General features: G+C 41.6%; 18 protein-coding genes. 13 read left to right on the top strand and 5 right to left on the bottom strand.

The window, feature by feature from the left end; all coding sequences use genetic code 11:
- Positions 1–5: 5 nt before the first annotated feature.
- The gene (motA, locus tag F4V45_RS06300; protein ID WP_150337547.1) at positions 6–776 is read right to left on the bottom strand and encodes a flagellar motor stator protein MotA; all 771 of its coding nucleotides are present in this window, start codon (positions 774–776) and stop codon (positions 6–8) included.
- A 341-nt stretch (positions 777–1,117) separates the two neighbouring features.
- Between motA and guaA the strand changes: the two genes are divergently transcribed.
- From guaA to F4V45_RS06260, 8 genes are all read left to right on the top strand, one after another.
- The gene (gene guaA, locus F4V45_RS06295; RefSeq protein WP_150337626.1) at positions 1,118–2,692 is read left to right on the top strand and encodes a glutamine-hydrolyzing GMP synthase; all 1,575 of its coding nucleotides are present in this window, start codon (positions 1,118–1,120) and stop codon (positions 2,690–2,692) included.
- Between the two features lie 18 nt (positions 2,693–2,710).
- Entirely contained in the window at positions 2,711–3,850 is a 1,140-nt protein-coding gene (locus F4V45_RS06290; protein ID WP_150337546.1) for a class I SAM-dependent methyltransferase, read from the top strand.
- Between the two features lie 26 nt (positions 3,851–3,876).
- Entirely contained in the window at positions 3,877–5,676 is a 1,800-nt protein-coding gene (locus F4V45_RS06285; protein WP_150337545.1) for an HsdM family class I SAM-dependent methyltransferase, read from the top strand.
- Entirely contained in the window at positions 5,676–6,503 is an 828-nt protein-coding gene (locus F4V45_RS06280; RefSeq protein WP_150337544.1) for a restriction endonuclease, read from the top strand. The genes F4V45_RS06285 and F4V45_RS06280 overlap by 1 nt, the downstream gene beginning before the upstream one ends.
- Positions 6,504–6,512: 9 nt before the next feature.
- Entirely contained in the window at positions 6,513–7,304 is a 792-nt protein-coding gene (locus F4V45_RS06275) for a R.Pab1 family restriction endonuclease (RefSeq protein ID WP_150337543.1), read from the top strand.
- Positions 7,286–7,648, top strand: coding sequence for a DNA methyltransferase (locus F4V45_RS06270; RefSeq protein ID WP_150337542.1), 363 nt, complete (start codon positions 7,286–7,288; stop codon positions 7,646–7,648). The genes F4V45_RS06275 and F4V45_RS06270 overlap by 19 nt, the downstream gene beginning before the upstream one ends.
- A gap of 183 nt (positions 7,649–7,831) precedes the next feature.
- Complete coding sequence (locus F4V45_RS06265) at positions 7,832–9,847, top strand: DUF8426 domain-containing protein (protein ID WP_281292481.1); 2,016 nt, start codon at positions 7,832–7,834, stop codon at positions 9,845–9,847.
- A 9-nt stretch (positions 9,848–9,856) separates the two neighbouring features.
- Entirely contained in the window at positions 9,857–11,314 is a 1,458-nt protein-coding gene (locus F4V45_RS06260) for an McrC family protein (protein WP_150337541.1), read from the top strand.
- A 32-nt stretch (positions 11,315–11,346) separates the two neighbouring features.
- On the opposite strand, the gene F4V45_RS06255 is transcribed toward F4V45_RS06260, so the two are convergent.
- Both F4V45_RS06255 and F4V45_RS06250 read right to left on the bottom strand, forming a co-directional pair.
- Positions 11,347–17,346 carry a S6 family peptidase gene (locus F4V45_RS06255; RefSeq protein WP_150337540.1) on the bottom strand — a complete coding sequence of 2,000 codons (6,000 nt, stop codon included), beginning with the start codon at positions 17,344–17,346 and terminating at the stop codon, positions 11,347–11,349.
- A gap of 352 nt (positions 17,347–17,698) precedes the next feature.
- Positions 17,699–18,088, bottom strand: a complete 390-nt coding sequence (locus tag F4V45_RS06250; protein WP_150337539.1) for an SEL1-like repeat protein — start codon at positions 18,086–18,088, stop codon at positions 17,699–17,701.
- A gap of 146 nt (positions 18,089–18,234) precedes the next feature.
- On the opposite strand from F4V45_RS06250, the gene F4V45_RS06245 reads away from it, so the two are divergent.
- Both F4V45_RS06245 and miaA read left to right on the top strand, forming a co-directional pair.
- Complete coding sequence (locus tag F4V45_RS06245) at positions 18,235–19,413, top strand: FtsW/RodA/SpoVE family cell cycle protein (RefSeq protein ID WP_150337538.1); 1,179 nt, start codon at positions 18,235–18,237, stop codon at positions 19,411–19,413.
- A gap of 3 nt (positions 19,414–19,416) precedes the next feature.
- Complete coding sequence (miaA, locus tag F4V45_RS06240) at positions 19,417–20,373, top strand: tRNA (adenosine(37)-N6)-dimethylallyltransferase MiaA (protein ID WP_150337537.1); 957 nt, start codon at positions 19,417–19,419, stop codon at positions 20,371–20,373.
- 198 nt (positions 20,374–20,571) lie between these two features.
- Here the strand turns inward: miaA and F4V45_RS06235 are convergent, their stop codons facing one another.
- Positions 20,572–20,910: a hypothetical protein gene (locus F4V45_RS06235; protein ID WP_150337536.1), complete on the bottom strand. Its 339-nt coding sequence runs from the start codon at positions 20,908–20,910 to the stop codon at positions 20,572–20,574.
- Positions 20,911–20,991: 81 nt separating this feature from the next.
- Between F4V45_RS06235 and F4V45_RS06230 the strand changes: the two genes are divergently transcribed.
- Both F4V45_RS06230 and F4V45_RS06225 read left to right on the top strand, forming a co-directional pair.
- Complete coding sequence (locus tag F4V45_RS06230) at positions 20,992–22,020, top strand: S6 family peptidase (protein WP_170235195.1); 1,029 nt, start codon at positions 20,992–20,994, stop codon at positions 22,018–22,020.
- Between the two features lie 23 nt (positions 22,021–22,043).
- Positions 22,044–25,121, top strand: coding sequence for an autotransporter outer membrane beta-barrel domain-containing protein (locus F4V45_RS06225; RefSeq protein WP_150337534.1), 3,078 nt, complete (start codon positions 22,044–22,046; stop codon positions 25,119–25,121).
- On the opposite strand, the gene F4V45_RS06220 is transcribed toward F4V45_RS06225, so the two are convergent.
- Positions 25,118–25,303, bottom strand: coding sequence for a hypothetical protein (locus F4V45_RS06220; protein ID WP_150337533.1), 186 nt, complete (start codon positions 25,301–25,303; stop codon positions 25,118–25,120). The two genes, F4V45_RS06225 and F4V45_RS06220, sit on opposite strands and share 4 nt — an antisense overlap.
- A 310-nt stretch (positions 25,304–25,613) precedes the next feature.
- Here F4V45_RS06220 and F4V45_RS06215 point away from each other — a divergent pair, with 310 nt between their 5' ends.
- A complete protein-coding gene (locus tag F4V45_RS06215; RefSeq protein ID WP_150337532.1) occupies positions 25,614–25,922 on the top strand; it encodes an ATP-dependent Clp protease adaptor ClpS in 309 nt (102 codons plus the stop codon).

Here is a 25,922-nt window from a genome sequence, read left to right as displayed (position 1 = left end):
GTCCTTTACTCAAATTGTGAGATCTTGGGCTGATCTGGGCGCAAGAAGCCTAGCAGCTTGCTCTCAAGGTTACGCGGATTCTCACCATTTGCAATCGCCAAAATCCCCTCCATAATCACAACTTTCTCTTGCACAAGGTAGAAAGAGTTGTTTTTAATCTTATTGCCCAAAGGTCCAAAAATAACATACGCACACATAATCCCCGTAACAGTCGCGGTAAATGCCCCGGCAATCCCAGCTGCCATAGCGGTAGGGTCCTCTAGTAGCTGAAGTGCGAGCATAAGACCCATAACCGCCCCTACAAGCCCCATTGTAGGAGAGGTCTCCCCAGCGACAATCCAATAATGCGCCGCGCCGTGGTAGTAGTGCTCCATTTGCTCGATTTTAATCTCCAAATCTTCTTTCACCGATTTTGCATCGCGCCCATCGATAACCATACTAAGCCCATCGCGGAAAAAGTCATCTTCTATCTGTGCCGCGCGTCCTTCCAGTGCCAAAATCCCATCACGCCTAGCAAGCGAAGAAAACTCAACGACATCTTTTATCGTCTTTGTGAGATCAAGCTTAGGTCCCATAAAGGCGAGCCCAAGCTCCTTATAAGCAGCCTTAATCGCCGCAGAGTGCGTAGAAACCATCGCAGCAAACAAAGTGGTAGGAATAATGATGATACAAGAACTCAAGTGGATAACATGCAGCGGATTCCCACCCTCTAAAATATCCCCAATGGAGATAGAGGTGATCGCCAAAATAATCCCTAATAGTGTAGATAAGTCCATAAACACGCTCGCTGTGGTGATCTATTGTGCCCAAGATGATCAAAGGCACAATGCTTGCCAAGACTTCAAAGCAAAAAATATGCCAAGAATGCTCCAAAATCTACGCCAAGCCCGCGCACTCCCCTAACCTAAAGCGCGCAATACAACGCGCCCTAGCAAGACTTGCGCCAAACGCTAGGAAATATCGGCATACTAAGAGACTCTTTAAGCATAAACTTGAGCTAGAATCTAGCCTAGATCGCCCACAGCGCGCTGGGGCTTTGCTAGATCTAGCTAACTTCTTTCTAAATTTCATTTTGCTACAATCCGCGCACAAATTTTCTACTTATAAAGGTGTCTCTATGCAGTCTCCATACACTCATAATCTCGAAATTTTGGTGCTTGATTTTGGCTCACAATACACACAACTTATCGCTAGAAGATTGCGTGAATATGGCGTTTATACGGAGATTGTTCCTTACTTTGAAAAGCTAGATTCTATTAAAGCGAAAAATCCTAAGGGCATAATTTTGAGCGGAGGACCTGCTAGCGTGTATGAAGAGGGGGCGTATAAGCCGGATTCTGGGGTGTTTGAGCTAGGAGTGCCCGTGCTTGGGATCTGCTATGGTATGCAGTATATCGCGCATTTTTTTGGCGGAAGTGTGGTAAGGGCAGAGGCGCAGGAGTTTGGCAAGGCGGTGCTAGAAATCGCGGAACCTAGCGTGGATTCTGGACTCTTTAAGAGTGTGAAGCAAGATTCTATCGTGTGGATGAGCCACGCGGATAAGGTAGAGTCTGTGCCTAGTGGCTTTGTGGAGTTAGCAAAAAGTGGGAATACACAAAATTGCGCTATTGCGGATTTCACGCGGCGGGTGTATGCGCTGCAGTTTCACCCTGAAGTGGTGCATAGTGAGTGTGGCGGGGAGATTTTGCGGAATTTTGCCGTGGGGATTTGCGGGGCGGATACAAGCTGGAATATGCGAAATTTTGCGGAAAGTGAGATTGCAAAGCTAAGGGAAAAGGTGCTTGGGGATTCTAAGGTGCTTTGTGCTGTGAGTGGTGGAGTAGATTCTAGCGTGGTAGCAACGCTTTTGTATCGTGCCATAGGAGAAAATCTTATCCCTGTTTTTGTGGATACCGGGCTTTTAAGAAAGGGCGAGAGAGAAGCGGTAGAAGCGATGTTTAGAGAGAATCTAAAAGTGCCTTTGATTGTAGCAGATGCGAGAGAGCTATTTTTAGGGCGATTAAAGGGCGTAACTGACCCGGAAAAGAAACGCAAAATCATCGGCGAAACCTTTATAGAAGTCTTTGAAGCTGAAGCCAAAAAGCACAACACAAAAGGCGAGATAAAATTCCTAGCACAAGGCACACTCTACCCTGATGTGATTGAATCTGTGAGTGTGAAGGGACCAAGTAAGACGATAAAAAGCCACCATAATGTCGGCGGACTGCCTGAATGGATGAAGTTTGAGCTAATCGAGCCTTTGCGAGAGCTGTTTAAAGATGAGGTAAGGGCGTTAGGCAGGGAGCTAGGAATGCCAGAATTTATGCTTATGCGACACCCTTTCCCCGGACCCGGACTTGCCATACGCATTATGGGCGAGGTGAATGCGACGGATTTAGAGCTATTGAAAGAAGCAGATTCTATTTTCATAGAAGAGCTGCATAAATGGGGCTTGTATAATTCTGTGTGGCAGGCATTTTGTGTGCTTTTAAATGTGCGAAGTGTGGGCGTAATGGGCGATAATCGCACTTATGATAATACTATTTGTGTGAGAGCAGTGGAAGCAATGGACGGAATGACAGCGAGTTTCTCACACTTACCCCACGCATTTTTAGAATCTGTCTCAAATCGCATAATCAACGAAGTAAAAGGCATTAACCGCATAGTCTATGACATTACCTCAAAACCCCCGGGAACCATTGAGTGGGAGTAGGGGTATAGAGATAAATCAATGACAAAACCAACGCATTTAAGCACACAAGAAAAAGTCAATCTTGGCAGTTTTTATACCGCTGATTTTTTGGTCAATGCAGTCTATATAATGCTTAAAAAATATGTAGATTCTAAAGATTATGTGCTGCTTGATAGCTCGTGTGGGAGTGGGAATTTCTTGCAATCACAAGCGATTATTAAAAGCAGATTTGCTAAAGATAGCTTTAGTAAAATTATTGGAGCTGATATTGATAAAATGGCTTTAAGTGTCGCAAAACGCACACTAGATTCTAGGGTTATCTTGCTTCATAAAAATGCATTGCATAATGTTACTAGGGAGCATTTTTCTATCGCACAAACTGATAGGCTAATTATTGTAGGTAATCCACCTTATAATGACAGAACTTCCATCGTGCAAAATCATCTTAAAAATAAAGATTCTATACAAATAGATTCTGCTTTGCAACATAGAGATATAGGCATAAGCTTTTTGCGCTCTTATGAGAGACTAAAAGCGGATTTTATCTGTGTGTTGCACCCACTTTCTTATTTGATTAAAAAGGCTAATTTTAGTGCATTAAAAGATTTTGCAAAAGCTTATAGGCTTGTAGATTCTACAATTATTAGCTCTCAAATTTTTTGCAAGGATTCTAAGGGGCATTTTCCCATTATTATTGCCCTGTATAAAAGGGATAGTAATGGAATGGATTATGACTATATTTGCAATTTTAATTTTAAGACAATGGCAAACAAAAATGAGAGTAAAACATTCAGCTTAAATGATTTTGACTATATCGGCAATTACATTGATAAATATCCTAATAAAAAGCGTGTGGAAAACTCGCAAGTCAAAGCGATGTTTTACACAATGCGGGATATAAATGCCCTGCGTCGCTCTAAGACTTTTATAAGCCAAAAAAATAGCAATACGATTTTTGTAACAAAAGAAAAATATAGTCTTTATTGCTATGTTGATGTGTTTAAATTATTTTTGCCACATATCCCTTATTATTTTGGAAATTGTGATGTGATGATTGATTTTCAACAATTTAAAGCCTTAGAATCTCACTTTATAATGGCAAGTGAAAGCAAGATTCTAAGCCCTGAAATTTTGCAGTATTTTAGAGATTTACTAGGAGTGCATTATGAAAAGGTGTAGTATAATTTGATTCTTAAGGAGAAATAATGACACAAGCACATAAAGAGACATTGAATACCATATATCCATTGTTGATAGATAAGTCCAACATAGAAGAACACATTATGCACTATGCACTAGATACAATAAGGCCACAACAATTTGATAAGCATCAAAAAATAAATTCTAGTAACATTGATGAGAGCATTATCAATATCTTTAAAAAACACAACTTGCCTTTATGTCTTGAAACTTTCAATGTGCTTTTTGAAAAACTTTTAGAGCAATCATATAAAAATGAAAATGGTATTGTTTTTACTCCAAAATATATTGCTGATTTTATTTGTAAAGATATATTGAAAAATGAAGTAAATTTAGATTCTATAAAAATTATTGACCCAGCTTGTGGTTGCGGAATTTTTTTAATTTCTGCAATAGAGCTTATTAAAGAAAAAACACATAGAAGTATAAAAGATATAGTAAAAAATCAAATTTTTGGATTAGATATAAGTTCTATCAATACTGAAAGGGTAAAAATTTTACTTAAAATTATGTGTTTAATGTATGGTGAAACAATAAAGGATGATGATATAAATATACAATGCGTTGATAGCTTAAAAGAAAATTGGAATATGCTTTTTAACATTTCTTTTGACTATATTGTAGGCAACCCCCCTTATGTAAATCCACACACTTTAAACAAAAAACAAGTAGATTTTTTAAAAAATAATTTTCAAACAACAAGCAAAGGTGTCTTTAATATTTTTTATGCCTTTATAGAACAAAGTATAAAATTTTTAGATAAAAATGGCAAAATTAGCTTTATTGTGCCAAATAATTTTTTAACCATTAGCGCAGCAAAACCACTGCGAGATTTCATAGAGCCTTATTTGACGAAACTTATTGACTTGCAAGATAATATGGTTTTTAAACCGATAAGAACCTACAATGCTATTATTACACTTGATAAAACAAACACAAAGAGCTTAGAATATGCAAACTTGTCAAAAACAAATAATATCAAACAAGCCTTGCAAAATATACATTTTCAAGCACTTGATAAGCAGAATGTTTTTTTGGAAAAATGGCGTTTTTTAGATACTAAAACAGAATCTAATATTGCAAAAATAGAAAGTCAATTTTTTAATTTTGCCACTTTTATCAATGCAGGTATTGCAACACTAAGAGATGAAGTATATAGGGTAGAATATGATGGGAAGCAATATTATAAGGATGTAAATGGTAAAAGATACACTATTGATACAGAATTGATAAAACCCATTTATAAGATTCCAGAATTTAAAAATACAGGGCAGTGTGGCTATTTTATTTTTCCTTACGCAATTATTAAAGATAATGCTGTTATTATTGATGAAGTTAGAATGCAAAAAGATTTTACGCAAACTTACAACTATTTGCTTACCAGAAAAGATGAACTTGACTCGAGAGATAAAGGCAAAATAAATGCAGTATCTTGGTATGCTTATGGGCGAACACAAGGGCTTAATCGTTATGGTAAAAAATTACTTTTTGGCACTTTTTCATCAAAGCCAAATTTCACATTGATACAAGATAAAAAGGCTTTATTTTGCAATGGTTATGCAGTGTTTGAAAATCCTATAATGGAAATTGAAATTTTAGAAAAAGTTTTTAATTCTTGCATTATGGATTATTATATAAAAAACACAAGCTATCAAATTGAAGGGGGCTATTTTTGTTACCAAAAGAAATATATTGAAAAATTTAGTGTTCCTTTTTTAGATTCTGGTGAGAAGGAATTTTTACTTAAAAGCAATAATAAACAAATTGATAGTTTTTTAATCGATAAATATGGTTTGGATTTATAATGTTTGTTTATAGATTTTTAAAAGATTTTAAAACAATGCTTGAAGATGCTATTATAGAAAATGGGGAACAAGGGTTTAGCAATATTATTCGCTCACAAAAGCCCATTAATTGTATCCACGAAATTATTAAGCACGATTTGATAAGATGTGGAGTAGATGAGAAAAATATTTTTCCACCACTCAATAACTCAAAACCAGAAATTAAACTCGCAGGGTTTTTAAAACAAAAAGACCAAGATATTTGTGTAACACCAAACAATGTTGAAAAGAAAGCAATTTTAGTAAATTGGGGACCTTTAAGCTTTGAAAATAAAGAAGATGTTTATGGTTTTGATTTTTCTCAACATTGTTTGGTTGTTGGTATCCGCTCACAAATGAGAAGTATTGCTAAAAATACAGATACACTTTTTGAAAGAACTTTCGCTGAAAGCCTAAACTTGCATATGCGTTATCCAAAAATGGTATTAGGAGAGCTGTATGTTATTCCCATAAGAGAATATAGTCTTGAGTTTTCAAAAAAGAAGCAAATAGGATTTGAAAATAGAATGGTAAATATTGAAAAGTATATTTCATTTTTTCACGCTATAAGCGGTAGAACAAATGAAAAAGATTCTTTGTGGAAATATGAAAAATGTTGTCTATTGATTGTTAATCTTTGTTCAAAAGTACCTTTTTTCTATAACAACAGCTATGAGCTTATTTGTGATGGGATAATATCAAAGGATTTTACAATAGAATATGCAGATATTGGTTTTCACAATTTTACACAAGACTTGCTCACACAATATGCGGAAAGATTTGATATTAAAAATTTGCAAACTTACTAGGAGTGCATTATGAAAATACACAAATGTGAAAATAAACAAATCTTTGTAGAAATCCCACTTACCACGCAGAGTGGTAAAACGAGAGTAAAAATACGCAATAGTTTTTATGAATATGGACTGCCTACTGCGACAAGACAGATTCCATTTTCACAAAAACATTATATTGAGTGGCAAATCGGCTATGATGTAGATAAAAATGATAAAGAAAAGTTGGCTTTAAGCACTTTAGAGCAAAGTGAATTTATCGGGGCAAATGGCAAAACAAAAGCCCTATATGAGTTTAGTGAATATCTTTACTATTTCACGCAATGGGGGATTATCACAGAGAGTGAAATAACAAATTTATTAACATTTTTACAAAATATTAAAGATAATGAATATTTAGATTCTAGGAGCGATTTGCAGATTTTGCGAAGCCACCCTGTAAGCAAAAATATTTTAGGTGTGGAATTTTATGAATCTCAAGTTAAATATCCGCTTTTAGTGCATAAATTTAATCATTTTGATGTGCTAGTAGAAATCATCATTAAAGAAAAGCAAAGGGCAGTTGGTGTGCAACCTATGCTTTATGTCTGTTTTCCTATCACGGAATTATATTGCAACCCTGCACTTTTAGGCAGAGTGGCAGAATCTAAAGAATGCGGTTTGCTTATCTTAGATTCTAAGGACAAATGCTTTTTGCTAGAGACTTTTAAAATCTTTGGAATGCTAAGTAAAAATCACAATTATGATGTGTGTGAGATTGTAAAGATTATAAAAGTTAATATAAATAGCTTGACAAGTTGCAAGAAGCAGGGCTAATTGAATGGAGTAAAAACAACAATCCACGCAAGAAAGTTTATATAGATGAATGCAGGGGCAAAAAGATACAAGATATTTGGGAGTGTAAAGACTCTCAAAATCCAGCCTATCCTACCGAGAAAAATAGAGCAATGCTAAGGCGTATTATTGCGATGTCGTCAAATACAGAATCTAAAGTTATGGATTGCTTTTGTGGTGGGGGTGGATTTTTACAAGAAGCCCTAAATTTAGGGAGAAAATTCATCGGCATTGATGAAAGCATTGAAGCAATAAAACTTAATCAAAAATGGATAAAGAAAAGTGAAATTCACTTGCCTAATTGCAATATTGCTTTGATCAAGTAGAGATAGCCACGCCCTTCAGCCCCAAATACGCAAACACTCACTTCAACACTGCAAGACCCATAATAGCAGCCAAGATGATCGCCGCCCTTGACTTGAAAAAAAAAAAAAACGATAGAATCTAGCTCTATTTTAGCAACGCATTAGTCAAACTAAATCCTAAGATACACAATAAAAGGAGAAAATATGGAGAATAAAACAGAGCAAGAATGGAAATTGATTGAGAAAAATCTACAAGGCAGGCGTGTGTGGCTCTATAAGCCCGGAGAGCAAGGCTCAAAATGGGGGCTTATGTGCGAGCTTGGGCTTATGGGGATTGGCTGGAGTAAGCTTGGAGATTTACGACAATATAAAAAAGATGATGAGATAGAATCTAAGCTTAATGAGCTGTATCCAGCAAAAAATGGTAGCCTAAAGAGAATAAATGATAAGCCTGCAAATTGGGATATGTGCAATACGATTAGCAAGGGGGATATTATCATCGCTGCAAGTGGCTTGCATAAGCTATTGGGCTATGGTGAGGTGGTAGGCGATTATTTTTATGATGAAACTATCGATGATGAATTTGCTTCTTTTAGGAAAGTAAATTGGGCTTGTAGTGGGGAGTGGCATATTGATTGGAAAAATTTCGATACACAACAACTAGCTATAAAGACTTTAACAGAAATTTCTGATTCCAAATATAAAGATTATCCGCAAAAGCTTTTGGCAATTATGATTGGGGGGAATGCTTCAGGCAGGCTGGAGATCGCGCGAGATTTTGCAGAATCTATATCCGGCAATATCTCACTCAATCTCAATCAAATCCTTTATGGACCGCCGGGGACAGGGAAAACTTATAACACTATCGATAAGGCACTGGAGATTCTTTATGCTTATGAACTAATAGATTTTATCCCACAGGAGCGAGATGAGAAAAAGAAAATTTTTAGTGATTTTATAAGTGATGAGCAAATCGCTTTTGTAACCTTCCACCAAAGCTATGGATATGAAGACTTTGTCGAGGGCATTAAACCAAAAATGGATAATAACAATAAAGAAAAAGTAGAATATGAAATTGCAAATGGAATCTTTAAGGAAATATGTCAAAAGGCGAGTGAAAATTATAAAAATTATGAAGACTTTAAAAATCCCAGAGAAAATTATATAGTGCAACTTGATGACTTGTTGAAACAATATGCAGACTATGTAGAAAATGAACTTCAAGAAGGTAAAAACCCGAAATTTGAGTCTAAAAAATGGGCGACAAGTATGAAAATACAAGATATTCATCGTTTGCAAAATGGAGATTTTAACTCGATTGTAATAGGGGTTAAAAACTCTAGTTATCGAGTGCGGTTATCGCAAAAAATCATCAAAAGAGATTATGAGAAGTTTAAAAATAGCGAGATAAAAGACTGGAATGACATTAAGCCAAGCTATGAGTCAAAGTCCCATAGACACGGCAATGCTGGATATTATTTCACACTTTATGAATGTATTGCTGAATTTGAAAAGGAGCATTATAGACCTAGCACAATCCCTAGCCTAGAATCCACTTTAGACAATCGCTTAAAACCCTATATCCTAATCATTGATGAAATCAATCGTGGGAATATTTCTAAGATTTTAGGAGAGCTGATTACCCTGCTTGAGCCTAGCAAACGCAAAGGCGCAAAAGAAGCCCTTGAAGTTACACTACCCTATAGCCAAGAGCCTTTTAGCGTGCCAAAAAATCTCTACATCATCGGCACGATGAATACTGCTGATAGAAGCATTGCTTTGCTTGATACTGCGCTGCGTAGGCGGTTTGAGTTTATAGAAATGATGCCAGATTCTAGCAGGCTATCAACGGACTGCGATGGAGTGGATTTACAAAGACTTTTAGAGTCAATAAATAATCGCATAGAATTTTTGCTTGATAGAGAGCGGACAATAGGACACGCATTTTTGATAGATGTAAAAAATCTTAGCGATTTAAAAGCTGTATTTAAAAACAAGATTCTACCGCTTTTGCAGGAGTATTTTTATGATGATTATGCCAAGATAAATGCGGTGCTAAATGATAATGGAATGCTAGAATCTAAAACAATAAGTAATATGAAAATTTCTCTAAGCGATGAGTTTGTAGATAGTGAAAAAAAGGTATGGAAAATCACAGATTCTAGCAAGTGGGATATTGAAACTTTTAAAGCAATGTATAAAAATATAGAATCTAACTAAGGCTCATCTATGCCTACACTTCATATCGCTGAGTATCAAAGCTTTGGGCTTGAAGATATACAACGCACTTTAGAATCTTATGGCACAAAAGATTCTAAAGACAAAGCGCGAAAAATTTTTGAAGAGCTAAAAGACTTTGCTTCCTATGAAAAAAATCACGCATTTTTAATGTCCCACTCACCAAGCACTTTAAAAGCCACAAACTATGTCGGCACGATACAAACTAAAAGTGGCTTTTGTATAGAGATTTTACCTAAGACTTTTCATAATGAAAGAATACAAGATTCTAAAAAATGCGAATGTAAAATCCGCTTTGAGAAAGAAAAGATTAAAAAAGCTTTTGCATATTTTAGTAAGAATATTAGAGAATCTAGCTATACAGAATCTAATAGCAAAGAAAATAGCAATCTTTGTAATGTTTGTGAAGCTAAAATGATTCTATTAAATTGCCTTGCCACACTTAAAGACACGCCTTTTAAGCACAATGATTTTGCTAATCTCCGCACGCTTAAGTTCCCACTTTTAGAAATTTTTGTGCGTATGTTTTTGAATGAATGTGAGCGACTCATAAAAGCAGGGTTAAAAAGCGATTATCTTTGTATCGCACAAAATAGGGCATTTCTTAAAGGAAAGCTAGAGTTTAAAGAACATATCACACAAAATCTTATCCATAAAGAGAGATTTTTCGCAAGCAGTGATGAATACACACAAGACATACCCCCAAACCGCCTGATACAATCAACACTTCATATTCTATCACACTTAAATCTTAGCCCTAGCACACAAACAAAGCTAGATTTTATGCGATTTATCTTTGCTGATATTAGCCCAAGTGAAAATGTAGAATCTGACTTTATAAAATGTAATAATATGGGTAGGGCTAAAGAATATGAAATGATTTTATTGTGGTGCAAGGTATTTTTAGGACAAAAAGCTTTTAGCCCTTATGTTGGAAGAGATAAGTCGATCGCATTTTTATTCCCGATGGAAAAACTTTTTGAATCTTTTGTAAGTTTTTGGCTTAAAAAATGTGTCAAAGACTTTGAAGTAAAAACGCAAGAGAGCAGAAAATATCTACTACAAGATGAGGAGAATAAAGACATATTTTGCTTAAAGCCTGATATTGTAATGCGTAATGATGAAAAGATTCTCATCATAGATACAAAGTGGAAAATCCCAGATTCTAGCCTTGATGAGAAAAAATATGGAATCTCACAAAGCGATCTCTATCAAATGTGGGCGTATGCGAGTAAGTATCGCTTAGAATCTAGCAAAGTTAATGTAGTGCTTATCTATCCACAATGTGATAGAACAAAAGAGCTAGAAAAATCGTGGCAGGATAAGCAGTGGTTTTTCAAAGCAAGTGTAGATTCTAGCGATGTAGAATCTAGTAATGCTAACTCTACTAAGCTAGATTCTAGTATCTCAATCTCACTTGCCTTTGCCCCACTTGAGCCTACTATTTGAGCCTACTTTTGCAGCCCCGCTTCAAAGCCAAGCTAGAATTTATACTCTAGCTTGACATCTGCCTTGCCACCATAGCCGCCCTTGATGTCTGCCACGCCAGCTAGCCCATATTGCAGGGTAAATCCACGCCCCAGCTGCGCGCTGCCGACAAAGCCTAGCTGGAAAGTGAGATTGATAGGATTTAGCTCATAGCCGATAGAGTTTTGCGCATTGCTAAGGCTCACAAAGATTTGATCTGCGGAGCTATAGACATTCTGCCTAGCAAGGAAAGAGAGCGTATAGGACTGCTTCCTGCCAAGTAGGGCGTATTCTACCCCAGCTCCTAGCCCTAGATTAAAGGCGTTTAGTGCGTGCTGCTTGTAGTTTGTCCCTGTGTATGCGCCTATGCCATTATACCCCACACTTAGCAGCCCCACAGGCTTTAGTATAGAGTCAAATCTCTCGCCCTTTTTGAGCACGAAGCGGTATTTGTAGTAGGTGTGTGAGAGCAGCCCTAGGGAGTTGGCTTTTAGATTCTCGCTCCCTAGCACGCCACTTAGAGCGCGCTCACCCATAATCATACTAAAAGATAGGTTGCTTTGGATTTCATTACCGTCTTTTTGGTAGAGCCCATAGAGTCCTAGATTCACAACCTTGGCGATGTCATTAAGCGTTTGGGCATAGTAGTTTGAGCCGCCAAACCCAGCCATAGCCCCGATAATCAAGCTATCATCACCAAAGCTAAATGTCCTATCATAGCCCACATTTGTGCCATAAAATCCCATAGCCGCCTTGCTCTCCCCACCTTTGGCAAAGCCCCCTCCTGCCACACTTAGCCACGCGCCGTTTTTCTTTCTCGCTTCTTTGGCGGCTTGGGCAGATTTTAGAGCTAGGGCGATATCTTTGCTATCATTGCTGGCAAGGCGCGCGAGCCCAGCTAGAGGCGTAGCATTGAAGCGGCTTTGCGCGTATTGGACTTGGGCGATTCTGGCGTTTATACTCTGGTCATTGGCGAGCAGGATTTGATCGCTTAAGCCTAGCTCGCTGTGGTGTGCTATCTCGCCTAAGTCATTATCGATACGCGCTAGATACCCATCTAGCTCTTTGTGCTGGTTTGCCGTGCCCGCCATTTGGACGAAGTCGTCTTTGGGGTTATGCTGGATTAGGATTTCTAGCAGCTTATCATCGCTGATATAGTTTTTTAGCTCATCGTAGCTGCTTGGATCTTCTTTGGTAAATTTGACTTTGATCTCGCCATTTTCCACAATCGTTACCCAATACAGCGGCGTGCTACCCTCTGCAAAGCTAAAGTAGATTCTCTTATCTGTGCGATTATCTGTAATGCTCCCAGCAGAGATAAGCGTGTAGTATTTATTGAGCTGGAAGTCGCCGGGCTTGCCGCCGCTAGATTCTGCTTTGATACTTTGGTCAAGCTTGACATCAATGCGCGTGCCATTCTCTAGAGTGAGATTTTTGCCTGTGTTTTGCACTTCGCCGCCCTGCATAGTGTTGCCCTCTAGCTTTAGCGCGTGGAATCTATCATCACTCGTGCCAGCTTGTGCGGCAAGCTTTAGCGGATCGGAGTTAGATTCTACTTGATTGGTGGGCGTGGGGGCACTCTCGCTTGTGATTTCTCTAGTCATCATATTTGTAGCTGTGCCACTTGGCGCGGCTTTGTTCCCAGCACTTGCTGTAAGCTTGCCGACATTCTCTAGGCTTAGGTGCTGGGAGATAGAGAGATTTGCCTTGATGGGCTGGGCGATGTAGTTTGTCTTTGCCATATCGTGCTTTAGTGTCCCAAAGTGGATTCTAGAATTCTCATCAGTAGTTAGGCTTGTCTTACCATTATCAAACCCAGCGCGATTCATATCCCAGCTATTGACATAGACATTGCTAGCATTGTTTGCTTCAATGCTGAAATTTTTCTGCTGGCTTGCAGACTTTTGCGCGCTAGAGTCCTTTTCCACTTTGTCCAAATCTAGCGCGATGATTACCTTGCTTCCGCCTTGGGCTAGGAGCTTGCTAATCTCTAGCTTTGAGCCAATTTCTGTTTGGATTATGGTCTCTCCGCTTTCATTCACGCCCAAAGTCCCATTGCCACTTGCTATGCTAAAGCTAGATTCTCCGCCGATTGAGAGCTTTTTGCCCCCGCTTAGTATCGCTTCATTTGGCGTGGTGCTAAAGGTGGATTTGCCATCGATGTAGAGATTGTGATTAAGCGTGCCTCCATTTGCAAGCGTTACTTTTGCTCCCTCTTGTAGCCAGACATTTTGCCCATAGAATTGATTACTGCTGACATTTCCCTTTTTAAACACAAAGTTTGTAACATTAAACTTTGATTCACTTCCCACGCTTAGCGTGAGATTTTTCAAATCTTCCGCGATAATCGTGCCGACATTAAGGGCAGTATCTTTGCCATCTAGCTTAATGCTATTGAAAGTGTCTTTAAGCGTTAGGATTCCGCTGGTTGTGAGCTTCGCGCCGTTTTTTAGATCCACGCTTGCGGTGATATTGCTTAGGGTAGAATCTATTTGCGAGTCATCTGCGGTGATTTTGCCCTGATACTGCGAGGCTTCTAGGGCTTGCTTCAAAGGCTTAGAATCCTTTGCCAAAGACTCTTTAGCGTAAGCGCTTAGCGTGATGTGGCTTTTCTGCTTGGCGGTGATGTCAAACTCCTGCTGCCTTGCTCCGCCTAGCTCGAAGTTTAATGCCACGCTTGAAGCATTAGATTCTAAAGTTTTGCCACTGCCCAAAAAGCTAGAGTCCTTATCCACATCGACATTGAGCTGTAAATTTGTCGCCTTAAGGTTAGAATCTAGCTTGCCTCCGGTGCTTAGCACGATATTGCTAACCTTGCCCTGCATAGATTTATCAGCAAAGCAGCCCACGCCGACTTTATCGCCATCGCATCTTGTCTCTAGTCCGCGCTGCGTTGTGCCTTGTAGCTCTATGCCCCCACTCGTGCTTAAAGTCGCGGAATGCACCACTTCTTGCCTTTGCCCCTCTACTCTATCGCGTGTGCCTTGGGCAGTGGTCTCTCTAAAGCCACTAACGACAATCAGCGTGTCATCTTGGGCTGTAGAGCTGATCTTGCCGCTCACACTTAGGCTAGAGTTTTTGCCATCTACGAGAATAGAGTTTTTATGCTTGCTAGATTCTGGGGTGGATTGCGCTTGTGTAGAGTCTGCCCCTGTTGTCGAGCTAATATCTTTTAGCGTGATAGATTTTAGCGTAAGGCTAGATTCATTCATCACGCCGACATTGCCGGTGATGTCTGTGCTATCTCCTGTGATCTGGGAGCTATCTTTGACAAAAATATCGTAGTTTGTGGGCTTTGTGAAGCTGCTTCCACCAATAGAGCTAAGATTTTTCAAATCAAAAGTCGATTTCTCAAAGCCTAGAGATTCTGTAACCTTAAGGCTCGAGCCGCCTGTGATATTTACGATGTCATTCGCACTGCCATTAAGCCCTTTGAAAATAAGATTTTTCACATTTGCACTGCTGTTAGTATTCATTGTAAGAATCGCGCCGCTTGCGTGCGTCTCTCTATCAAGGGTTAGAAAATCTGCATTAAGCTTCGCGCTATTTTTCAAATCAAGCTTGGCGTTGAAGTCATAAATGTGTGAGTTTATTGTCGTGCCTGTGGCATCAATACTGCCTTTGAAGTGGATAGTTTGATTGGCGAGCTTCTGTGTTGCTTCTTTTAGCTTCTTTTTTTCTACTTCTTGCTGGTATTCAAAGCCATTGCCCGTGGTGTTTTCGCCGTCCTTTTTATCGATGTAATGGTCTATATCCCCGCCAAAGTTAATCGCCGAGCTAGAATCCGCTGTAATATTACCCTCCAAAGTCGCTTCACGCCCCACATCAAGCCTTGAGCTTTGTAAATCAATCTTGCCAATCTTAAACACTCTGTGGTCCCAGTCGGGCTGCTCTAGTGTGCTAGGGCGACTTAGGTCCATCCAGTCGGGCAGTTTGCTGCCCTCGGCTTTTATAACGAGTTTTAAAAAATTCTGTGTTCCAAGGTTTGTTGTTATGTTTTGATCTCGTATATATGCGTGGGTTGTGGGGTGTCCTTGCAGCACGACCTTGCCGCTATCTACCTGCAAGCCCTTGGCATTGACATTGCCGTCAAAGACGAGCGCGGCTTTATTTTCATCAGTAGCAGCTTTCTCATCGCCTTTATAGACAAGATTTATATTGTTATTTTTATCGGCATTATCTTTTTTAGAATCTGTGCTTTGCCCAAAGCTCGCGTGGATAATAGTGTCGGCTTTGCTGCTTGTTTTCTTTTTATCCTTATCGTAGCCCAAGCCCTCGATAGTCATCGTGCTTGTGTTTTTCTCATCAGTGTTGATAATATTTGCACGCGCGTCATTGCTAGAGATAGCATTGAGCGTTAGGCTATTGCCCTTTAGGTCCAAGTTCCCGCCGCCATTGCCAAAGTAGATTCCTAGCTTGTCTCTATGCTCTTGGTTTAGTATGAAGTGATTTGGGAGCGTAGAATCTAGCTGTGAAGGATCTTTCACCGCGCCAAAGGCTTGCGCCTTGCCATTTACCAGCTCCAAAGTCCCGCGCCCACTTGTGAGATACACGCCATTAAAGGCTTGAGACTCGGTATCAAAGACCACTTTCCCATCGCCCACGCGCAGGTAGCCGTATTTGCCATCATCTGGCGGCGTATCATACTTTGTGGTTATGACCAGTGTGCCTTTACCGACTTTATGCAGGGCGTCATTGACACCCCTTTTATCGCCAGTGCCATTACCCTTGATAAAGCCTAGTCCCCACTCTACTTTGACATTTTCCTCGATATCAAGCCCCGCCCCGTCAAAGCCATAGAGCTGACCATTTTTGCTTGTGATTTTGTAGGTTGTGGGACTGCTAGCATTTGCTCCATTTCCAGCTTTAAAGACAAAGCCACCGGTTTGCCCGCTATCAAGCAAGCGTATGTCTTTTTGGACTTCTATGCTCCCACCATTGCTAAACACGATGTCTTTGTTTTGCTGCTTGCCTGTCCAGCTTCCATTTTGGAATCCACTCCCATCAAAAGTCCAAGTATGCAACCCCATTAAATCAATATTTTGCTCATTACTCTCTTTAAACTTCTCAAAATCCTTTTTAGTCGCCACAGCAATAGCAGAAGTCCCACCCCCTACAAAATCCGCTTGGGCAGTTACACCAAGTAGTAGCCATTTTTGCTTCGTCTTATCATAGATATAGAATCCACTTCCGCTATCTCCTGGGCTTATAGCATTGACCCAAGTAAGATCGGTGCGCTCTACTATTTGGAGTCCCCTAGCATCGACATTTTGATTCGCCTTTGAATTTTGATAAGTGATTTTCTCAAAATCAATCGCACCGCTCAAGCTCCCTCCACGCGTCCCGGTAATCGCAGCGATCCCTGCTTCTTTAAAGCCACCGCCCGGAGCGTTAAAAAGGCTCAGTCTCCCTGACCCTGCTTGAAACACGATAAGATTGCCATTAGAGTCTTTTTGTTTCTGTAAATATTCTTTTAGCTTTTTTAGATTCTCTGCTTCTTTTGTCGGGTTAGGCTTACTAGCGGTGATACCTTGATCTGACTCTAACCCCGCGTCAAAGATTTCTGTCTCGCCCTCTACGATATATTTATTAAACCGCGCAAAAGACACATCAAAGCCCTGATTTTGAGATTTATTATCTGTGTTGATAGTGTAAGAAGTCTGCCCCCAGCGTCTTATCTCTACATTTGACGCATTAGCAAGCGAGTCGCTGCTACTACCGCTACTCCCTACCACATGGGTAGCGGTGATGACGAAGTTGCGCCCAAGGGAAGTGGAGTTGCCATTATTACTTCTGGCGGATTGATCGATGATAGGGGCTTCAAAGCGCATAGAGGCGCCGGGCTGCTTGGCTGACTCTATCACCACGCCTTGCGCCCCAGCGGCAAACGCCCCCTTATTCTGCCCTAGGTCCAAAAAATCGCGGTAGAAAAACTTATCAGCGTGAATAATCTGCGCATCGGCTTGGGCTAAAAGCAAGGCGGATAATGCTATGGAAATACGCAAGCCTCTCACTCATCTCTCCTTGTCTCTGTGTGGATATTTGCCACAAAATCGCGGTAGTGCCTTGAATGCCTTAAAAATTTGCGCGATTATACAAAAAAAAAAAAAAAACGCTTTGCAAGAGATCATTATATAGATAAAGGTATTCTAGGATTGGGACTGATTGTGAAAAAACGATTCTAAGATTTCTAAAGAAACCTGCTGCGGCTACGCCTTGCACCGCTTCGCTGGTTTTGCAGTGGGGCTGTGGCTGTTTTACACGATTTTTAGGGTAGGAGTTACCTAGATTGGTAATGACTGCCATAAAAATCGTGTAATCAACCGCATTGCTCACCCAAAGCTGAATCGCTTGAAAAAGTAGATTCTAGTGTTTAGACAATGCTCCGTCTATGTCATATTGCCCTAGTGCCTCGCGCTCCCATAGCCGCCAATAGCTTGCATACATTCTAGCCGGAGATGCTTGAAGCTTGCTAAATTCATAGCACGCATTGCTAACCCCAAGCACACACGCCCTAGAGTAAAACGCCCTAGCACGCACAATATCACTCGCCTTTTTATCGCCAAACAAGAGATTTTGCGCGACATAGAAGCACGCGACTCCATCGCCTTTGGCGCACCAGCTTGCAGGTGCTGTGAGATCTTGGGGCTTAGGCTTCACTAGGCTAAATGCGCTCACTATGCTCGCTGTTATCCCCAGCAGCACAAACACTATCCATACATACAATATCAATGCCCGAATATTTGGGTGCTGCATACAAATCCTTTACTTTCTAGCTGCATTAAAGTAGATTTCATTACATCGCACTTTTTATTAAACTTTGTAGCTTTATCTTAAAGCCGCAAGCACAAAAAGAATGGATTGTGCTAGAATCCACTTTTACTTTTCACTAGGATTTGTCTATGGATTTGCGTGCGGATTCTAAGCTATTTTTCTATGCTGGAGCTTTAATAATCATCGGCGTGGTGATGAGCTACTCTCTACCTGCCTACACCACGCTTGCCTATCATTATAGCGAGTGGCACTTTTTCCAAAGGGAGTTTGCGAGTGCTGTGCTTGGGATTTTGCTAATGTGGATGATCGCTCAAATCGCTCCAGAAAAATACTTTTTAAAGTTTGGATTCTTGCTCTTTTTTGTCGCGCTTATCCTTATGCTACTTATGCCATTTTTGCCAGAGAGTTTGGCGACTTCTGCTGGGGGTGCAAAGCGGTGGATACGGCTGCCATTTATCTCTATCGCGCCAAGCGAGTTTTTTAAAATCGGCTTTGTCTTTTTCCTAGCGTGGAGCTTCTCGCGCAAGTTTGTCGATAACCACAAGCGCACCATAGCGCAAGAGATTCTAGTGATTTTGCCTTATGTTGCGGTGTTTCTCATCGCCGTGCTGCTCATAGCCGTGCTGCAAAATGACTTAGGGCAGGTGGTGCTACTAGCCCTTACACTTGTAGTAATGCTCATCGCAGCTGGTGGAAGCGTGGGGCTATTTGGGATTTTGCTGCTTGTAAGCTCAGCTCTTGCTAGCATTTTTATCGCCATATCACCACACAGAATCCTGCGCCTAAAGCTCTGGTGGGCAAATGCCCAAGACTCCGTGCTAGCGATTTTACCCCAAGGATTTGAGCAGTATTTGCGCGTGGAGAATCTCCCAGAGCCTTACCAAATCTATCACGCTACCAATGCCATACACAATGGCGGACTACTAGGGCAAGGGCTGGGCAATGGCACGATCAAGCTAGGCTTTCTAAGCGAAGTGCATACAGATATGGTGCTAGCAGGGATTACTGAAGAGCTGGGATTCCTTGGGCTTAGTGTGTGCGTGGGGCTGCTTATGCTTGTGGTCTTTCGTGTGCTTAAAGTCGCCAATCGCGTGCAAAATGATGTGTATTATCTCTTTTGCATAGGGGTGGCTATGCTTATAGGAATAAGCTTTATCATAAACGCCCTAGGAGTAGCTGGGCTTATCCCGCTAAAAGGCATTGCCGTGCCTTTCCTTAGCTATGGGGGTAGCTCTATGCTAGCAAACTGCCTTGCCATAGGGCTTGTGCTAAGTATTAGCCAAAAAGCCCAATACCAAAAATCCTAGCCTATGCCCACGCCCAAAAGCCTGCCTGCCAAGCTAGAATCTAGCCTAGCGTGTAAGCCCAAGATTCTAGCCCTAGTCGCCCCCACCGCAAGCGGCAAAACAGATCTCGCCCTAGAGCTAGCCACTGCCTTAGACGCAGAGATTTTCTCCATAGATTCTCTAAGCATTTATAAAGAGATCAATATCGCCTCTGCCAAGCCTAGCCAAGCAGCCCTAGCCCAGATCCCCCACTATGCTATCAATGTGCTTGAGCCAAGCGAGCACTGCAGTGCTGAAGTCTTCCGCACACTTTTTGCACAAGCACTCAAGCAGTGTAAAAAAGAGTTTTTACTCATTGTAGGTGGAAGTGGATTCTACCTAAGCTGCCTATATGAAGGGCTATCTGCTATGCCTAGCTTAAGCCAAGAAGAGCAAAGTGCTATACAAAAGCGCATAGAAGCCCTGCCCAATCCCTACGCATTTTTAGCAGAGATTGACCCACAAAGCGCACTACGCATAGCACCTACTGACACCTATAGAGTGCAAAAGCTACTCTCTCTCTACTTTGCCACACACATCGCCCCTAGTGTGTATTTTGCCACCCACGCCAGATCCCCCCTAATCCAAAAGCCTAGAATCTACACCATACACACGCCCAAAGCTGAGCTACACGCACGCATACAAGCGCGCACAAAAGCTATGCTAGATTCTGGGCTACTTGATGAAGCAAGATATTTGCTAGAGAGCTATGGGCGCGCCATTGAGCCATTTAAAGCCATAGGGCTAAAGGAATGCCTGCGCTACTTTAATAGAGAGCTAGAATCTAGCGAACTAGAGCCACTTATCACCACCCACACGCGCCAGCTAGCCAAACGCCAAGCCACCTATATCCGCGCCAAATTCCAAGACGCACAGATAGAGTCTAGGGAGCAGCTTTGTGAGCGGATTTTGCACGATTGTGCGCAAAAATATCGACTATAAACAACCTCCCTAGAATCCACTTTTGGCAAATGGATCGCCACGCCGCTAACGCGGCTCGCGATGACGGAGGGGCTGTCATTGCGCGCGGTGCTTGTGTAGGTGTTGTTTTTCTGTCATTGTGAGCGAAGCGAAGCAATCCACTCTCCACACTCTCACTCCCCCACTAGAATCCACTTTTGCGTTTTTTTGTGCTTTTCTTTATATGGATTGCCACGACTTCCTTGCGGAAGTCTCGCAATGACAGAGAAACAAACGCAAAGTCGCAAAAGTGGATTCTAGGATTAAAGCAAGAATTGTAAAAAAACTAGCAAAGGATTCTAGGATTTCTAAAGAAACATCGGCTAACGCCGAGCGGTGTCCCTTGTTTTGCGATGAGAAATTGGGGTTTTTCAAGCGCGTGCAAGGGCGCATACTAAAGCGTATGTAACCGCAGCACGCGCGCAGAAATCCACGATTTATCGCGCAAAGCCGAATCCTTACCCCTAGAATCCACCACCCTAGAATCCACTTTTTATACTTCACGCTTTTTTCTGTCATTTTATGCTTGGCTTAAATTTGCGTGTGCTAGGATTGCGGCTCTCTAACGACAAACAAGGAATATCAATGCAAGGATTATCAATGAAAGCAAAGGTGCTATGTGTCTCTCTTGTGGTGGCACAGGGCTTGTGGGCGATGAATGTGGATAGATATAACTTCTACACGCGCGACTACCTAGACTTTGGGCAAAATCTAGGGCAATTTACTCCGGGGGCGAAAAATCTCACAATCACTAAAAAAGATGGCGTAGTAGTTGATCTGCCAGACTTACCTTTCCCTGATTTTTCTAAATTTAATGGTGCAAATAAAACTTCAGTCGGTGGGGCTTATATGGCTTCATCAAAGCATATCGTGCATCCAAATGGCAGACCACAAGTCCTAGACTCAAATATTAGAATCGGCGATTCATCGTATGCTGATAAAAGCGTTACAACATACGCAAATGACTCGGCATATACAAGAGTTAATAAATTTATCGTAGAGGGGGGATATAAAGTTATAAGTTTTAATGAGTTGAAAAACAATGCAGAAAATTATATGACTCGCTATAAAGATGACAATCGCATTGTTATTTATAGAAGTGGCAGTGGGATTATGAGCTTTCAACATTGGGATGGTAGCCCTAATGCTAAAGAGATGGTAAGAACAGGAGCTAGAGCAGGAAGCTTATTTTATGTCAAGCCAAACGATATTGGCGGCAATCAATTAGTGGTAAGACCAAATGGCAATCATTATGGACCTATTAAGGGCGTGATTAACTCAGGCGATAGCGGAAGCCCTATTTTTGTCTTTAATAACAAAACGCAAGAATGGGAGCTTGTAGGGACTACTCACGGCGGGACACCAAGCGGACAAAAAGTTGTAAATACTTTTTGGGCTATTACTGATCCTAGTCGGCTTGATAATTTTAAAAAACAATTTGAAGTGCAAAGGGTTGCAAATGGTGAGACATATCAAAATGAACAAAATAAAGACAGCGTATATACTGAGAGTGGGACAATAGTTATCAATAACGAAGTGCAGCAGGGAATGGGGGGAATAATCTTAAGGGGGGGGGGGGTAAAACGCTTAACATTACAGGCAGCGGCTCTTTTAAAGGTGCGGGGATAGATATAGATGAGAAAGATTCTAAAGTGGTATGGGATATAGAAGTCAAAGGGGATTTACATAAAATCGGCAAGGGGGAGCTAGAAGTAACTAAGCAAACAAATGGTGCTTTGCGTATGGGCGAGGGCAAGGTAAGGCTAAGGGCTGAAAATAGCTTTAAAAGCGTATATCTAGGCAATAGAGAGGGTGAGCTGATAATTGAGAATGACAAGGCGATAAGCGATTATAATCAAGTGAGCTTTAGCAAAAGTGGAGGCACACTCAATCTCAATGGCTTTAATGCTACGATGAGTGGGGTTAGAGCTTATAATGCCGCAGCATTGATAACTAATAGCAATGAAAACACACTCTCTACACTCACACTCAATAACACAAGCAAAACGATGATACACGCCCATATTGACGGCAATACCACCATACAAGCACAGGCTGCTAGCAATGGCACAAATGGTAAAAGTGGGAGTAATGGGGATAGTGCAAATAGAGCAATCATCTTTGATGGGGGCTTTGCTATAAAAGAGCTAAAGGGGAGCGGTCAGCATATCGCTTTGCAGGGCAAACCTGTGCCACACGCGACTTGGAGAACAGGCTGCCAAGGTCCTGAATTCTTGGGTATTTGTGAAGTAGGGTATTACATCAATAAATACGATAGGAAAGATCCCAATAAAACAAGAAATGAAACCGTCTCTTTTGAGCAGCCCGATTGGCTGCAAAGGGAGTATCGCGGGAATATCAGCCTTGATAACGGCTCAAAGCTCTATATAGAAAAAAATGCCGATGTCAAAGCAAATATCACACTTGATAACTCTACCCTAGAGTTTAATAGTAAAACGCTCTATCTTGATAGCAACGATAGCAAAAACCTTAGCCAAAGCATACAAAGCAAAAGCCTTAACAATGGCGATCCAAAAGACACTATCACCTATAAAGGCGATATAATCGCAAAAAATAGCTCAAAGATAGAATCTAAAAATAATGGCATTAAAAGCTTTGAAGCAAGTGTGTATTTAGATAGCAACTCCACCTTTGACGCCAAGCAAGATGACATCAAGCTCCTAGCAGGAGGCTTAACTCTACTTAATGGCAGCACCTTTACCGCAAAGTCCTTGAGTGTTGATAAGGTAGAAAGCTTGATATGGATAGATAAAGATTCTAGCCTAAGCGTAGAGAGCATTAGTATCAAAGACAGCCCCTTTACTGCGCTCTACACCGCTAAAGAAGACTTTGGCAAAAGCAACACCACAACACCTACTGCTAGAAGCACGACTCCTAGCCAAACTACAACACCCACAATCACTGTCAGCGGCTCCACACTCTATATCGCTAAAGACTCTCAAATCCCTAGCATAAGCTTACAAAACAACTCAAAAGTATGGTTTGAGTATATGAACGATAGCACAAGCTTAAACAATATCAATTTCTCTAGCAATGGCGGTAGCAACAACATAATGGCACAAACGCTCCACCACGAGCAAGGCAAATCTATCGCGTGGAATGGAAATGGTAACACAGGCAGCGGTAGCAATGGCACGATAGCAAGCCTTACAATCACAGATATGCTACACCTTAGCAATGTCGGCAGCACAAATAACACAAGCACAAGCAGCAGCGATCAATCAAGCAGCGGCGCAACCACTAGCGATGACAATCGCTTCCTAGCCCTAGATTTGAGTAATACGAACTTGACTTTTGAAAACAACGCCCGAGTGAATGTGAAGTTTGCTAACTCACACGATGAGCTTTTTGCCGATACGACTTTAAACCACGATGGCAGTAAATCCTACCCAATGGTAAAGGCAAAAAAGCTAGAGACAAAGGGCGATCTCATCGTGGGCTTTGAAGGGCAGACTAGCCGCAGCATACGACAGGCTGTGGCTACGCACACAGATAAAGGCATAGACATAAGCTTCACAGATATAAACCAAGTCGATCCTAGTAAAATCCTAGCCGACATCAGCAAAACACTGCCAAGCATAAATGACATAGATTCTCGGCAGAAAACACTGCTAGATAGCCTGCTGCAAGCACAGAGAGATCATTATCTAGTGCTTGATGCAGCGTTTAACAAGCATAGCGTAGCCGCTGCTTCTCAGCTGCTGCAAGGTGTCCAAAAGATTGATGACAATGCCAAGCAAATCGCCAAAAATGTCAGCCAAGATGCCAACCTAGCCCTAATCAACGAGCAGCACAATGTCATCACAAACCGCATAAGCCTACTGCGACTTAGCCGCAAAGACGCGCCGCTAAATCAAGCTGTCCGCCTTGCCGCGCTTAAAAGCGATGTGCTAGATAAATCGCTCACAAGGGCGGCTTTAAACAAGCTGCCGCGTAATAATGCGTGGATCAACGCTGGGGGTGGGTATTTCAATGGCGCAGGTGGTAGCACAAGCAGCGGCTATCTCGCATATGCTAGCACGAGTATGGGCTATGACAGGAGCTTTGGCAGTGGGGAGAGAAGCTGGGTAGCAGGGGGGCTACTAAGCTTTGGCGCAAGCTTTGGGAGCAATAGCGCGTATAGGGAAAATGCGATGAACTATGGGGCTGGGCTGTATAGCGCGATGAAGCTTGGGGCAAATGAGCTGCAGCTTGATGGCAGCTATGTCGCAAGCCTAAGCCAAAAATCCGCACAAAATGTGGATAGGATCGAGACGCTTAATCATAGCGTGGGGGTCAATGCGACTTATAAATACGCACTTGAGATAGACAGAGGCAATGCGATAAAGCCGGTGCTAGGGCTAGAGTATGTGGCAAATATGATGGCTGGGTATGCGCTAGATCTACTAAGGGTCAATGACTATACCTACTACGCGCTAAGTGGGCTAGCAGGGCTAGAGTATGCCTACACAAATAAGAGCTTTTTCTTTAGCATTCGGGGGGCTGGGAAAAAGGCTTTTGCAAGGGCTGGCGATGTGCAAGTGGGGATAGATGGGGCGAATCGCTTTATCGGCTATGCCTTGCAGGGTGATGAGATGATATATAAGCTTGATTGTATGGGGGACTATAAGGTGGGTGCGCTGACTTTGGGAGCTGCGGCGAACTTGCAGGCGACTATGAGTGGGAGAATGGGAGTAAGCGGGCTGGTGAAAATAGAATATAGATTTTAGGGGTTGGTAGGCGTTGGCTTTGCCGCGCTTTTTGGGGATTCTGCGCGGTGGGCTTGCTCATTACCGACTAGGTAAATCCCTGCGCCCACCGCTTGAAAACCCCAAAAATCATCGACAAATCCTGCCGCCTGCGACTCTCCTAATTTTTCAGGCTTTTTAATTTTCAGCCGTTTCTCCGTCATTGCGAGCGGTGCTTGCACCGCGTGGCAAAGCAAGGCGCAGCCGCAGCTTCTTTAGTAATCCATAAATTTTGCGATAGCAAAATAGTCTTTCTTAACATTCCCTAGAATCCACTTTTTGAAAATGGATCGCCACGACTTGCTAGCGCAAGTCTCGCGATGACAAGAAAAAGGCAAGGCTCGCTAGATGAAGCGACCTACGATTCTAGCCCACAAGCTGAATCCCTTTAGAAAAAGTGGATTCTAGGTAATTAAGCATAGTTTGTGCTACTTTTTGGCTACAATTAGCCCCAAAATCACAAAGGATCGCCCAATGCCAGAAGCAAACGCACAGCAAGCCTGCAATACTTTTACCAATATTGAGCTAGAGACGCCAAAAATGGTGCGTGTGGTGCTGCTCAATGACAACTACACGACACAGAATTTTGTCATAGAAATTTTGCAAAGTATTTTTGATAAGAGCCTAGCAGAAGCCCAGCAGATTATGCTAGAGGTGCATAACCACGGCAAGGGTGTATGCGGGATCTACCCTTATGACATCGGCGAGACCAAAGCACAAGAGACCATCCAAGCCGCTCAAAAAGCCTCCTACCCGCTTAAAATCTTCACAGAATCTATCTAG

The sequence above is a fragment of the Helicobacter canis genome, assembly GCF_008693005.1.
GTDB classification, from domain to species: Bacteria; Campylobacterota; Campylobacteria; order Campylobacterales; family Helicobacteraceae; genus Helicobacter_B; species Helicobacter_B canis.
This window is presented reverse-complemented; position numbering and strand designations above follow the sequence as displayed.